The 12,625-nt window shown below is 73.3% G+C and carries 12 protein-coding genes; 3 read left to right on the plus strand and 9 right to left on the minus strand.

The window, feature by feature from the left end:
• Nucleotides 1-57: 57 nt before the first annotated feature.
• The 6 genes from AB0I21_RS24355 to AB0I21_RS24380 all read right to left on the minus strand — a co-directional run bounded on the left by AB0I21_RS24355 (nucleotide 58) and on the right by AB0I21_RS24380 (nucleotide 5,922).
• The gene (locus AB0I21_RS24355; protein WP_360564380.1) at nucleotides 58-1,587 is read right to left on the minus strand and encodes a S8 family serine peptidase; all 1,530 of its coding nucleotides are present in this window, start codon (nucleotides 1,585-1,587) and stop codon (nucleotides 58-60) included.
• 186 nt (nucleotides 1,588-1,773) lie between these two features.
• On the minus strand, nucleotides 1,774-3,387 hold the full coding sequence (locus AB0I21_RS24360; RefSeq protein ID WP_360564382.1) for an RICIN domain-containing protein: 1,614 nt from the start codon (nucleotides 3,385-3,387) through the stop codon (nucleotides 1,774-1,776).
• A gap of 159 nt (nucleotides 3,388-3,546) precedes the next feature.
• Complete coding sequence (locus tag AB0I21_RS24365; RefSeq protein ID WP_360564384.1) at nucleotides 3,547-4,164, minus strand: CBS domain-containing protein; 618 nt, start codon at nucleotides 4,162-4,164, stop codon at nucleotides 3,547-3,549.
• A gap of 61 nt (nucleotides 4,165-4,225) precedes the next feature.
• Entirely contained in the window at nucleotides 4,226-4,495 is a 270-nt protein-coding gene (locus AB0I21_RS24370; RefSeq protein ID WP_360564385.1) for a hypothetical protein, read from the minus strand.
• 30 nt (nucleotides 4,496-4,525) lie between these two features.
• Nucleotides 4,526-5,143, minus strand: a complete 618-nt coding sequence (locus tag AB0I21_RS24375) for a vitamin K epoxide reductase family protein (protein ID WP_360564387.1) — start codon at nucleotides 5,141-5,143, stop codon at nucleotides 4,526-4,528.
• Nucleotides 5,140-5,922 (minus strand): thioredoxin domain-containing protein, encoded by a 783-nt coding sequence (locus AB0I21_RS24380; protein WP_360564389.1) that lies wholly within the window; start codon nucleotides 5,920-5,922, stop codon nucleotides 5,140-5,142. The genes AB0I21_RS24375 and AB0I21_RS24380 overlap by 4 nt, the downstream gene beginning before the upstream one ends.
• 233 nt (nucleotides 5,923-6,155) lie before the next feature.
• Here AB0I21_RS24380 and pflB point away from each other — a divergent pair, with 233 nt between their 5' ends.
• Both pflB and pflA read left to right on the plus strand, forming a co-directional pair.
• Entirely contained in the window at nucleotides 6,156-8,420 is a 2,265-nt protein-coding gene (gene pflB, locus AB0I21_RS24385) for a formate C-acetyltransferase (protein ID WP_360564391.1), read from the plus strand.
• Complete coding sequence (pflA, locus tag AB0I21_RS24390) at nucleotides 8,417-9,211, plus strand: pyruvate formate-lyase-activating protein (protein ID WP_360564393.1); 795 nt, start codon at nucleotides 8,417-8,419, stop codon at nucleotides 9,209-9,211. The genes pflB and pflA overlap by 4 nt, the downstream gene beginning before the upstream one ends.
• A 32-nt stretch (nucleotides 9,212-9,243) precedes the next feature.
• On the opposite strand, the gene AB0I21_RS24395 is transcribed toward pflA, so the two are convergent.
• A complete protein-coding gene (locus tag AB0I21_RS24395; RefSeq protein WP_360564395.1) occupies nucleotides 9,244-11,199 on the minus strand; it encodes an acyltransferase family protein in 1,956 nt (651 codons plus the stop codon).
• Nucleotides 11,200-11,333: 134 nt separating this feature from the next.
• Nucleotides 11,334-11,561, minus strand: coding sequence for a DUF1731 domain-containing protein (locus AB0I21_RS24400; RefSeq protein WP_360564396.1), 228 nt, complete (start codon nucleotides 11,559-11,561; stop codon nucleotides 11,334-11,336).
• On the opposite strand from AB0I21_RS24400, the gene AB0I21_RS24405 reads away from it, so the two are divergent.
• Nucleotides 11,535-11,690, plus strand: a complete 156-nt coding sequence (locus AB0I21_RS24405; RefSeq protein WP_360564398.1) for a hypothetical protein — start codon at nucleotides 11,535-11,537, stop codon at nucleotides 11,688-11,690. The two genes, AB0I21_RS24400 and AB0I21_RS24405, sit on opposite strands and share 27 nt — an antisense overlap.
• 76 nt (nucleotides 11,691-11,766) lie before the next feature.
• On the opposite strand, the gene AB0I21_RS24410 is transcribed toward AB0I21_RS24405, so the two are convergent.
• On the minus strand, nucleotides 11,767-12,522 hold the full coding sequence (locus tag AB0I21_RS24410; protein ID WP_360564400.1) for a DinB family protein: 756 nt from the start codon (nucleotides 12,520-12,522) through the stop codon (nucleotides 11,767-11,769).
• Nucleotides 12,523-12,625: the final 103 nt, after the last annotated feature.

Raw genomic sequence — 12,625 nt, forward strand, 5'->3', positions numbered from 1 at the left:
CGGCGAGCGGCAGGACGCCCGGTCACATCGTGCCCGGGCGTCCTCGTTGCTGCGGGTTCACTCCCACCGTGCGGTGGACCAGTCCTCGCTGGACCAGTAGTGCCCGCTCCACGTGCCGCTGGACCAGTAGTGCCCGGACCAGTAGTGGCCCGACCAGCCCGGGTCCGACCAGGTGGAGGCGGCGCCCCACGGGGTGCCGGACCAGGCGGAGACGGCCCACGTCTTCGACGCCCAGGACGTCCCGGTCCAGCCGCTGCCGGTCACCTGGTGGCCCATCCACTGCCCGCCCGACCACGAGCTCTGCGACGCGCTGCGCGACGCCCAGGCGCCGGTGCTGAGGGTGCCCCAGATGGTGGCCTCACCGGTGAGCGCGACGTTGTCGCGGACGACGTGGCTGCCGCCGCGGGCGTCCTCGATCGAGCCGGACCCGTTGGACCAGGTGAAGTTCTGCTTCACGTTCGGCGTCGGCGCGGCCAGGGCCTTGCCGAGGTTGAGCTCGCGGTATCCGAGCCCGGCCGCGTTGCCGCTGGTCAGGACGTCGCCGTTGGTCATCAGCAGGTGCTTGACCTGGTCCGGCGTGAGCGACGGGCGGGCCTGCAGCAGCAGCGCGACGGCGGAGCTGGTGACCGCGGTCGCCTGGGAGGTGCCGCTGCCGCGGAACAGGGTCGTCCCGACCCGGGCGGAGGTGTAGGACACGTCGATGTTGGAGCCGGGGTCGGCGAGCGACAGGATCGACTGGCCGGGTGCCAGCAGGTCGGTGCGGCGGTTGGACGGGCCGTTGTACGTCAGACTGGTGAACGTCGAGATGGTGTCGTCCGATGTGGACAGTGTGCCGCGGGTGTCGGCCGATCCGACGTTGAGGATGAACTGGTCGGTGGCCGGGTCGGTCATCTGCTTGCCGTCGTTGCCGACGGCGGCGACGACGACGATGCCGGCCTTCCAGGCCTGCTCCGCGGCGAACGCCACCGGGTCGGTCCAGTAGTTCGGCGTGCCGCCGGTGCCGTAGGACAGGTTGATGACCCGGATCGGGTTGGCGGGGTCGTCGTTGCGGTGCGCCACCACCCAGTCGATCGCGGCGATCATCTGCGACGCGTCCACGGCACCGTTGGACGTGCCGACCTTGACGGAGGTGAGCTTCACCTTGGGGGCCAGGCCGACGGTGCCGGTGGTTGGGTCGTTGGCGACGATGATGCCGGCCATGTGCGTGCCGTGCCCGTACGTGTCGAGGTAGCGCAGGTTCGGCGACTGTGACTCGAACGACAGGTCCGGCCCGTTGATGATCTGCGCGGCGGGCATCCCGGGCACCGGCGCGATGCCGGTGTCGATCAGTGCGACACCGACCCCGGCGCCGGTGAGGCCGGCGGCCGTGCCCGTGGCCGCGCCGATGGTCTTGCGCACGTCGGCCAGCGAGAGGCCCGCGCTCGAGGCGGCCGTGCCCATCCAGATGTTCGACGCCCAGGCGTTCGACGCCGGGTGCGCCGCCGACGCGACCGACTGGGTGCCGCCGGCCGTGCCGCCGACGACCACCGGCAGCAGCGCCGCCGCGGCCGCCACCCGAAGCAGGCCTCGCCTGCGTGTGTTGCGCACTCTGGACTCCCTCCGGCTGCCCGTGATCGACGGGCACGGCCCCATCATTCGGGCCCGAGCCGCCGGACGGCAGGGCCGGACCGGGAGCGCCACCGAACCGCACCCGGCGCCTGTCAGCCGCCCGCCGGGCGTATCGGCGGTTCGGCCGCGGCGGCGACCGAAGACCTGACAGGCGCCGGGCGAGGTTCAGCAGCGGCTGATCGTCGAGTTGTTCAGCGTCACGTTCGAGATGGTGAGCCGGTCCGTGCACGGGTTCTCGACGATGCGGTTGTTCGTCAGCGTGAAGTTGCGCAGCGTGATGTCGGTGTTGCCGGGGAACTCGGTCCGTTCGGCCAGCCGGACCTCGCCGCCGCCGCTGATCGTGCCGCCGTTCGTGGCGACGGTGACGTTGTAGCAGTTCTCGATCAGGACGGCGTTGTTGCCGGTGTCGGCGATGTCGACCCGGTCGACGACGGCGCCGCCGCTCTCCGAGACGCAGAAGATGCCCCGGCCGCCGCCGCGCGCACGGACCGTCCCGACGCGGATGTTCGTGGTGTACGAACTGCCGATGCGCCCGTTGCGGTTGGCCATCCTGAACGCCGCGTACCCGGTGCCCGTCCCGGCGTTCTCCGCGTCGACCGTGCCGACCGTCGCGTTGACGGTCTGGTTGAGCAGCAGGCCCGACTCGCCGACGTTGCGCGCGGTCACCGTGCCGATGGTGATGCCGTCCACGCCGTACGTCTCGACCGCGTGCGAGCTCGCGCCCGACACGTACACCGTGCCGATCCGGACGTTGCGGGTCCACTGGCTGGTGTCGCCGCGGTTGTCGATGCGCACGCCGAGGCCGCCGGACAGCCGCATGTCGATCTGCCCGAGCACGACGTTCGTGACGTTGCGCATGAAGATGCCGTACAGCGGGGCGCCGGTCAGCGTGAGGTGCTGCACCTCGACGTCGGTGGTGCCGCGCGAGTAGATCGGCGCCTGGTCGCCCGAGCCCGTGCCGGTGACGTTGATCGTGCCGCAGACGTCGATCGTGGTGTAGCTGGGCAGCGAGATGCGGGCGCCGGCGCTGATGGTGCCGGAGCCGCGCACGACGACGCGCTGCTTCGAGGCCCGCCCGGCTGTCAGGCTGTTGACGGCGGCCTGCACGGCCGAGCGCATGTCGGTGCCCGTGTATGCGGTGGTGCCGCCGTTGCGCGCGGTCCACGTGCCGCCGTTGAGCACCGCCTCGGCGTTGAAGGAGCCGGTGCCGCACCCGCCGGCCGGCGGCGACGTCGTCGGCGTGCCGCTGCCGACGCGGGCGAGGGTCCACTGCTGGTTGGCCCCGTCGGTGTCGGTGTACTGCGAGATGCGGGCCCCGTCGGCGGTCGACCACTCCCAGACGTCGAGGGCCTTGCCGCTGTGCCGGCTGAGCAGCCGCACGTAGCCGCCGGCGGAGTCCTTCAGCGTGAACTGCTGCCGGTTGTTCCCGGCGGCGGCGGCCTGCTGGTACAGGCCGGCGCCGTCGCTCGCGTTGGCGAGCTCGAGGACCTTGCCGCTGTGCCGCGACCTGATCTGGTAGTAGCCGTTGTCGGTGGGCACGAACTGCCACTGCTGGACGGCGAGGTCGTTGCGGGTGAACTGGTTGACCGGGGCGCCGTCGGCGGTGGACCACTCCCACAGGTCCATCGCCTTGCCGCTGTTGCGGTTGACGATCACGTACCAGGCGGACGTGTCGACCGTGGCCGCCGACGCGGCCGGCAGGGCGACGACGACGCCCACGCCCAGCAGCGTGGTCACCGCCGTCCCGATGAGCACACTGATGCGCCAGCGACGCTTCATGACGCGACTCCTCACGGGGAAAGGGCTTTCCCAAGGGTGTCGGCGAAGCTATCGGAGTGCATCGATGAAGTCAAACACCGCTGTAACTTTCAGCGCCCGCGATCGTCCGGACCCGGACGACCTTGCCGTCCGGCATGCAGTCCGCCGTCCGGTCGGCGGTCATCCACGGGGCTGCGGGGCGGCCGGCACGCTGATGTGGTCGACCACGGAGACCACGCCGTCGAGCCCGCCCGCGATCCTGGCCGCGACCATGGCGTCCCGCCGCCGAGCGGCGGCGCCGCACAAGGTCACCGTGCCGTCGTGGACGTCGGCGGTGACGCCGTCGTCCCCGAGGCACAGCCCGTGGATGAGCAGCTCGTCCATGAGCTCCCGTTCGATCGCCTCGTCGGAGCGCAGCGCGCCGCGCAGCAGGTCCCGGCGGGTCACGATCCCGACGAGGGCGCCGGTGTCGTCGTCGAGCACCGGCAGCCGCTTCACCCGGTGCCGCTCCATCAGACCGGCGGCGGCGCTCACCCGCGACCCGGCGGTCACCGTGACCGGCGGCGTGGACATCATCGTGCCGGCGGTGCCCGCCGGCGCGTCGCCCGCGCCCGGGCGCAGCAGGGGCAGCAGATCCGCCTCGGAGATCACCCCGATCACCCGGTCGTCGTCGCGGACGACCGGCACGCCGCTCACCCCGAACTCGGTGATGACGTCGGCGACGTGCCGATCGGTGCAGTCGGCCGTCACGACCACCACCGACGGGTTCATCACGTCACGGACACATAGGTCTTTCATGGCCCTACCCCCTTCACGGTCCACGCTGCTCCGTGGCCGTTGCGGCCGCACGGGCCGAAGGTCACCTGGTCGCCGGGCCGTCGTCCTGACGGGGCGGTCCGGGGACGGTGAGTGGATGGGCGACGTCGTCCAGCGCGGCGAGGACGGCCATGGTCCGCCGGTATCCGACCTGGTCGAGGCTACCCGCGACGAGGCGCCGGGCGGCGTCGGACTCCATGCGGGCCAGGCGCGGGGCCTTCACGTCGGCCGCGCGGTAGATCGTGAGCACGGTGGTGGCGGCGGCGCCGTACACCATCAGGACGACGGCGGTGACGATCAGCGTGTGTGTCATGGGTCGGCTCCGTCCTCGGCGGGTGCTCGGTCAGGCGACCAGCGCGCTGCCGTACTTCACGACGACCAGCAGCGCGAGGACGAGCAGCCAGATCGTGACGGCGACGGCGTCGAGGTCGGCGTCGATCGCGGCGCGCAGGGCCGGTCCGGCGCGGCGGGGGAGCGGCAGGTGGCCGTCGCGGAGGTTCACGTGCGTCAGGGTGGCGAAGACCAGCGTGGTGGACACCGTCACCAGCAGGCACCATGGGCACAGCGCGCCGATGACGTACGACGACTGGTAGAACAGCCAGTAGGCGAACCCGACGCCGAGCGTGTAGACGACCTGCGCCGCCAGCATGAACCAGCGCGGGAAGCGCACGCCGCCGAGGCTCGCGACCGCGACGGTGATGACGACGGGCTCGGCGATCAGGCCGAAGAACGCGTTCGGGAAGCCGAACAGCTGCGCCTGCCAGGACCGCCCGACGGTGCCACAGGACAGCACGGCGTTGATGTTGCAGGTCAGGTCGGCGGCGGGGTCGGCGGCGAGGCGGACCGCGTCGACCGACAGCACGAACGACGCGATCAGGCTCAGCACGGCCGACACGAGCATCGTGCCGTAGATCCAGCCGTTGCTGTGCCGCAGCCGCCGGGCCCGCTCCAGGGCGGTCATGCCGTGGCCGCGACGGCGGCGGCCAGCGGACCGGCCGTGTACAGGTCGCCCTCGAACACCTTGCCGTTGACCAGGACCGTCGGCGTGCCGGTGACGCCGCCGTGCTGGAACGCCCAGTCGGTGGACGTCGCGACCCAGCGCTCGAAGCGGCGCTCGGTGAACGACGCCGCGACGTCGGCGGGGACACCCGCGCCGGTGGCGATGGCCGCGATCCGCTGGTCGGTCAGGCCGGGGCCGCCCTCCGCGGGCTGCTGCTCGAACAGCGCGGCGCTGAACGCCAGCACCTTCGCCGGGCTCCGGTCGGCGACGGTGGCGACGGCGTTGGCGGTGCGGGTGGAGTACCGGGTGCCCTGCGACGCCCGGTCGAGGAACGCGAGCGGGTGCAGCTCCAGGCGGACCGTGCCGGCGGCGACGAGACGCTCCAGGTCGCCGCTGTTCGCCCGCTCGAACCGCCCGCAGTACGGGCAGAGGTAGTCCAGATAGATCGTCACCGTGACCGGACCCGTCCCGGTCACGATCGCGCCGGTGGCGGTCGCGCCCGCCGGGGCCGCCGTCGACTGCGCGGCGGGCGGTGCGGGTGCGTCGTCGCCGCCGGCCGCGTCGACGAGGACGAACGCGATCGCGGCCAGCAGCGCGACGATGACGACCCCGCCGGCGACACCCAGGTTCCGGTGCCGCCGCCGGGTGCGCCGCAGCGCCTCCGCCCGCGCCTGCCGTGCCGCGCGCGCCTCCCGGGCCTGCCGGGCCTGCCGTGACGGCGTGCGTGCCTGTGTCCCCATGTCGGCGGTCCCCCTGTCGGATGCGTGTACGCGCTGTCAGCCTCCGCCCGTACCGCGAGACGGCGGATGAGGCGGAAGACCCGTACCGACCGGGACCGACGACCCGGACCGGCGGCCCTCGTCCGGGGAGCACCGCGGCCGCGGTGACGGGCGTCCCGGAGGCGGCGGGACCAACGGCCCTGCCGTCTCCGTCCGCCACGGACAAGGCTGGAGACCGAATCGAGGAGGAACCGATGACCACCATCAGCGCCCCCACCGACACCACCGCCGACACCACCGCCTGGCGCGGCTTCCGCGGCGGATCGTGGCGGGACCAGGTCGACGTGGCAGGGTTCGTGCGGGCCAACGTCCGCCCGTACGAGGGCGACGAGACGTTCCTCGCCGGCCCGACGCGGCGGACCACGCACGTGTGGGGCCTGCTGACCGCGATGTTCCCGCAGGAGCGCGAGCGCGGCATCCACGACGTCGACCCGCGCACGCCCGCGTCGATCACCGCCTTCGCGCCCGGCTACATCGACCGTGAGCACGAGCTGATCGTGGGCCTGCAGACCGACGCGCCGCTGCGCAGGGCGATCATGCCCTTCGGCGGGCTGCGGATGGTGGAGAACGGGCTCAAGGCCTACGGGTACGAGCTCGACCCCCTCGTCAAGGAGATCTTCACCCGGTTCCGCAAGACGCACAACGCCGCCGTGTTCGACGCGTACACGCCGCAGATCCTCGCCGTGCGCAAGGCCGGCGTCATCACGGGCCTGCCCGACGCGTACGGGCGCGGCCGCATCATCGGCGACTACCGCCGGGTCCCGCTGTACGGCGTCGACTTCCTCATCGCCGAGAAGCGCCGCGACAAGGCGTCCCTGGACGACCGGCCGTCGACCGCCGAGGTCATCCGCGACCGAGAGGAGCTGGCCGAGCAGTTGCGCGCCCTCGACGAGCTCAAGACGATGGCCGCGAGCTACGGGTATGACATCGCCGGTCCCGCCCGTACCGGGCGGGAGGCCGTGCAGTGGCTGTACTTCGCCTACCTCGCCGCCGCGAAGGAGCAGAACGGCGCCGCGATGTCGCTCGGGCGCACCTCGACGTTCCTGGACATCTACCTCGAACGCGACCTCGACGAGGGCGTCCTCACCGAGAGCGGCGCGCAGGAGCTCGTCGACGACTTCGTCATGAAACTGCGCATCATCCGCTTCCTGCGCACCCCCGAGTACGACCAGCTGTTCTCGGGCGATCCGACCTGGGTCACCGAGTCGATCGGCGGGATGGGCGCCGGCGGCCGGACCCTCGTCACCCGCACGTCGCTGCGGTACCTGCAGACGCTGTACAACCTGGGACCGGCGCCCGAGCCGAACCTGACCGTCCTGTGGTCGCCGGCGCTGCCCGAGCCGTTCAAACGCTTCTGCGCGAAGGTGTCGATGGACACCAGCGCCATCCAGTACGAGAACGACGACCTGCTGCGGCAGTACAGCGACGACGACACCGCGATCGCCTGCTGTGTGTCGGCGATGCGGGTCGGCAAGGACATGCAGTTCTTCGGCGCGCGCGTCAACGTCGCCAAGGCCCTGCTGTACGCGATCAACGGCGGCCGCGACGAGATGAGCGGCGTCCAGGTGGCGCCCGCGACCGCACCGCTCACCGGCGAGGTCCTGGACTACGGCGAGGTGCTCGCGGCGTTCGACCGCACCCTCGACTGGCTCGCCCGCACGTACGTCGACGCGCTCAACATCATCCACTGCATGCACGACAAGTACGCCTATGAGCGCATCGAGATGGCGCTGCACGACTACCCGGTGCGCCGGTTCCTCGCCTGCGGCATCGCCGGGCTCTCCGTCGCCGCCGACAGCCTCGCCGCGATCCGCTACGCCCGCGTCACGCCGGTGCGCGACGCCACCGGCCTCGCCGTCGACTACACGGTGGACGGCGGCTATCCGGCCTACGGCAACGGCGACGACCGCGCCGACAGCATCGCCGTGTGGCTGGTCGAGACGTTCATGGACAAGGTCCGCGCCAACCCCAGCTACCGCGACGCGATCCACACCCAGTCGGTGCTCACCATCACCTCCAACGTCGTGTACGGCAAGCACACCGGCAACACGCCGGACGGCCGCCGAGCCGGCGAGCCGTTCGCGCCCGGCGCCAACCCGATGAACGGCCGCGACACCCACGGCATGGTCGCCTCGGCCCTGTCGGTGGCGAAGCTGCCCTACGCGGCGGCCCGCGACGGCATCTCCCTCACCAGCACCGTCACCCCCGACGGCCTCGGCCGCGCCGACGCCGAACGGGTCACGAACCTGGCCCGCATCCTCGACGCCTACGTGGGCGCCGGCGGGTTCCACCTCAACGTCAACGTGCTCGACCGGGCCACGCTGCTGGACGCGATGGAGCACCCCGAGCGGTACCCGCAGCTGACCGTGCGCGTGTCCGGCTACGCCGTCAACTTCGTGCGGCTCACCCCGGAGCAGCAGCGCGACGTCGTGAACCGGACCTTCCACGGATCGGCATGACCCCGATGTGTTCCTCCCAGACCCGGCCGGACGCCGCCGTTCTTCCCCCCGAACGGTGGCGTCCGGTCCCGGGCCGGCTGCACTCGTGGGACGTCTCCACCGGCGTCGACGGGCCCGGCACCCGCTTCGTGGCGTTCCTCGCCGGGTGCCCGCTGCGCTGTCTGTACTGCCAGAACCCCGACACCTGGCGGATGCGTGACGGCACCGGGACCACCGCCGGCGGCGTCGTCGACCAGGTCCGCACGTTCACCGACTTCGTCCGGACCACCGGCGGCGGCATGACCGTCAGCGGCGGCGAACCGTTGCTGCAGCCCGCGTTCACCCACGCGCTCTTCACCGGCGCCCGGCAGCTCGGCCTGCACACCGCCCTCGACACGTCCGGCGCGCTCGGCGCCCGCGCCGGCGACGACCTCCTCGACGTCACCGACCTCGTCCTGCTCGACATCAAGGCGTGGGACCCGGCCCGCTACCACCGGCTCACCGGCGGTTCCATCGCCCCGACCCTGGACTTCGCGCGCCGCCTCGCCGGCCGCGGCACGCCGGTCTGGGTGCGGTACGTCCTCGTCCCCGGCCTCACCGACGACCCCGCGGACGTCGAGGGCGTCGCCGGGTTCGCCGCCGGCCTCGGCAACGTGGAACGCGTCGACGTCCTGCCGTTCCACCGCCTCGGCGCCGCCAAGTACGACCGGCTCGGCATCCCGTTCGCCCTGCGGGACACGGCACCCCCGGACGAGGCGCTGCTGACCCGGGTCCGCGACACCTTCACCGCCGCCGGCCTCACCGTGTACTGACGCCCCGGCCTTGCGATGCGCCACGTCCGCGGTCAGGTGGCGGCGAGGGCGGCGAGCTGCGGGGCGAGCCACGGGGCGACGACGAGGCGGACGCCCTCCGGGGTGAGGTGGAGGCCGTCGCTGCGGACGCGGACGTCGCCCACCTGCCAGGTGAACTTCCCGTCGGGGCAGACGACGCGGTTGAGGTCGAGCACGACCGGGTGGCTGGGGTGGCCGGCGGCGGTGGCGCGCAGCAGCCGGTTCCACGCGTCGACACGGTCCGGGGTGTCCTCGGGCCACAGACCGCCGTCCGGTCGTTCCTGGCGTCGCGTGTACGGGGCGGTCAGCAGCGCGACCCGGGCACCGCGTCCGGCGGCGAGGTCGATCGCGGTCCGGAGCTGGCCGGCGAGGTACGCGTCGTAGTCCGGCTCGCCGACGTGGGTCCAGCGGCCGTCGAGCCGGCGGTCCATCAGCTCCCACCGGTCCAGCAGCACGACCACCACGTCGGGTTCGGCCTTCGCCACGGAGCTGCCCCACCGGTACTGCCACGTCGCGCAGTACGGGAGGTTGGTGTGCGGGTCGCCGCCGTAGCGCAGCTCCGGCAGGACCGCGATCCCGCAGCCCTGGACGCCCTGGTTGTCGAGCTCGAAGCGGGGGTCGCCGGGCCAGTACGCGCCGAGGGTCCACGACACGGAGTCGCCGATGACCATCACCCGCGGGGGACCGGCCCGCCGCCCGGGGCGGGCCGTCACCGGGCCGCCGGCCGGAGCGGAGACCGTGGCCTGCGGGGCGGCGACCGTGGCCAGTGGCGGCGCGGCGACCGTATTCGAGGGCGGCGGACCGGCGGGCGGGCCCGCCAGCAGGGCGAGGACCGTCGCCGCGGCCGCGGTCGCCGTGGCGCCCAGTGGCAGCAGCGACCGCCGGCCGGCGGCGACGGCGCCCGCACGGCGGATCGGCTGCTCCACCAGGACGAAGCTGACCGCGGCCACGAGCAGGGTCGTGGTCACCCTGGCCGCGAAGAGCCGGACGCCGGTGAGCCCGGTGCGGTCGGCGTCGAGGACCGCGAACAGCGGCCAGTGCCACAGGTACGCGCCGTACGAGACCCGCCCGAGCAGGACCACGGCACGGCCGCTCAGCAGGCGGGCGGCCGGGGAGGACGGCGCCGCGGCGAGCTCGCCGACGACCGCGGCGGCCGCGACCGCGAACAGGGCCAGCCCTCCCTGGAACAGCCACGGGGAGTCGCCGCGCGCGACAGCCAGGCCGGCGCAGCACACCGGTACACCGGCGGCCGCGGCACAACGGCGGAGGGTGGCGTGCCGGGTCAGCGCCGGCAGGGCCGCCGCGAGCGCGCAGCCGACGAGCGGCGCGCAGGCCCGGGTGTCGGTGCCGAAGTAGAGCCGGTCCGTGCCGTCGGTGGCCGGCAGCGCCGCGGCGGTGACCGCCGAGGCGGCCGCGCCGAGCAGCGCGCCGATCCCGATGACGAGCCGCCGCCGCGGCAGGCGCAGCGCCAGGAGCAGCAGCAGCGGCCACAGCAGGTAGAACTGCTCCTCGATGGCGAGGGACCAGGTGTGCTGCAACGGCGACGCGGCGGCGGTCTCGGTGAAGTAGTCGCCGCCCCGGTCCGCCATCCGCCAGTTCGCCCAGTAGGTGAGCGCGGCGACGGCGTCGGTCCGCAGCGGCGCCGGGTCCTGCGCGGGCAGCAGCCACCGGGCGGTGAACAGCACGAACCCGACCATGAGCACCAGCGCGGGCAGCAGCCGCCGGGCCCGGCGCAGCCAGAACCCGCCCAGCGAGATCCGGCCCGTCGCCTCGGCCTCGCGGAGCAGCAGCGAGGTGATGAGGAAGCCGGACAGGACGAAGAACAGGTCCACGCCGAGGAACCCGCCCGGCAGCAGGCCGGGCAGGCCGTGCACGACGAGGACCGCGCACAGCGCGACGGCCCGGACGCCGTCGAGCGCCGGCAGGTGGGGCGACCGCGCCGGAGCCGCCGTCGGCGCAGTCGTGGACACGGCGGGCCCGCTGCCCGCCCCGCGGTGCTCCAAACGCCTCCGGGCATGTGGTGGCGACGGGCTCCGGCGACATCACCTCATCAGGGTCAGCGACCGGTGAGCCACCGCGCCGGGCGGGGCGGCGCGGGACGTGCTCAGGCCGGCCGGGAGCGCGGGCCGCCCGCCAGCAGGTCGGCGACCGCGCCCCGCAGCTCGGGATGGGCGAACCGGAAGCCCGCCGCCTCCAGCCGTGCCGGGACGCACCGACGGCCGGTCAGCGCGAGCGCCGGGTCGGTCCGCAGCACCCGCGCGCCGAGCCGGACCAGCGTGGCCGGGGTGGGCGGTGCCGGCGGGCGGTGCAGCGCCCGCCGGAGGGTGGCCATGAGCTCCGCGTTGCGCCGGTCGACATCCCCGTCACCAAGGGCGAGTGGCTGTACTTCAACGTCAACAAGAACGGCAACAACGGCTACGACACCACCGTGTGGGTGCCGCAGATCGCGTACCTGCCCTGACGAGTGCCCGTACCCGAGCCGGGTAGCCGATCGGACGCGGGTGGCCCGGCCGCCGCCCGTGTCCGCCGGTCTCACGTCATGACGCGCGGGCCTCGATCGCGTCGAGGTCGCGCACGGCGTAGCGGTGGTGCTCCCACTCCTCGTCCAGGATCACGTGCAGGCACGAGCGCACGGTCTCCTCGTGCTCGGACGAGTGCGGGTTGTGGCGGGTCGCGGCCAGCTCGTCGGCCGTGACGCCGCCGAGGAAGTCGCGGACCATCGCGACGCGGCCCGCCCGGGCCTCCAGCACCTCCGCGAACGGTGGCGTCCCGGCCGTGAAGACCGACGTGTCGTGGCCGTCCTGCTCCGCGCCGGAGTACAGCAGGCCGATGGGGTGAAACGGCTGCTCGACCCGCAGGATCGCCTTGCCCAGCCAGATGTCGGTGGCGGCCACCAGGTGCCGCAGGGTCTGCGCGAACGACCACTCGCCGTCCACCGCCTCGTCGACCGTGCCGTCCGGCAGCGCCGCCGCCCGTGCGACGGTCGCCGCCCACGCGCCCTCGACCGCCGTCCACGCCGCCCGCAGCCCGTCGGGGTCCTCCGCCTGCCGCGCGGCCCGCCCCGGGAACCGCCGGTTGAGCTCCGCCTCGACGAACGGCAGCACGTCGACCCCGTTGACCAGCAGGACGTTGCCGCCCTCGAACAGCCACGGCGAGTCGAGCTCCACGCCCCGCAGCTCGGAGCCCCGCACCACGACCCCGGACAGGTCCGCCCCGGCGAACCGGGCCCCCCGCAGGTCCGCGTCCGTGAACCGCGCTCCCCGCAGCTCGTCGTCACGGCCGAATGTCGCCATCGCTGTCCCCCCGCATCGATCGCCGCTCATGGCGGCAACTGGCGTGTGCCACGCCCGACCCTACGCCCGTGTCCGCGGCGCCGGTCGGTACAGGCGACACAGA

This window comes from Dactylosporangium sp. NPDC050588, from assembly GCF_040654975.1.
GTDB classification, from domain to species: domain Bacteria; phylum Actinomycetota; class Actinomycetes; order Mycobacteriales; family Micromonosporaceae; genus Dactylosporangium; species Dactylosporangium maewongense.

Excerpts from the sequence above, each read along its gene's own strand:
- AB0I21_RS24380 (WP_360564389.1), bottom strand. The coding sequence starts at position 5,922 with ATGGGGACACAGGCACGCACGCCGTCACGGCAGGCCCGGCAGGCCCGG.
- AB0I21_RS24360 (WP_360564382.1), bottom strand. The coding sequence starts at position 3,387 with ATGAAGCGTCGCTGGCGCATCAGTGTGCTCATCGGGACGGCGGTGACC.
- pflA (WP_360564393.1), top strand. The coding sequence starts at position 8,417 with ATGACCCCGATGTGTTCCTCCCAGACCCGGCCGGACGCCGCCGTTCTT.
- AB0I21_RS24375 (WP_360564387.1), bottom strand. The coding sequence starts at position 5,143 with ATGACCGCCCTGGAGCGGGCCCGGCGGCTGCGGCACAGCAACGGCTGG.
- AB0I21_RS24410 (WP_360564400.1), bottom strand. The coding sequence starts at position 12,522 with ATGGCGACATTCGGCCGTGACGACGAGCTGCGGGGAGCGCGGTTCACG.
- pflB (WP_360564391.1), top strand. The coding sequence starts at position 6,156 with ATGACCACCATCAGCGCCCCCACCGACACCACCGCCGACACCACCGCC.
- AB0I21_RS24400 (WP_360564396.1), bottom strand. The coding sequence starts at position 11,561 with ATGGCCACCCTCCGGCGGGCGCTGCACCGCCCGCCGGCACCGCCCACC.
- AB0I21_RS24365 (WP_360564384.1), bottom strand. The coding sequence starts at position 4,164 with ATGAAAGACCTATGTGTCCGTGACGTGATGAACCCGTCGGTGGTGGTC.
- AB0I21_RS24370 (WP_360564385.1), bottom strand. The coding sequence starts at position 4,495 with ATGACACACACGCTGATCGTCACCGCCGTCGTCCTGATGGTGTACGGC.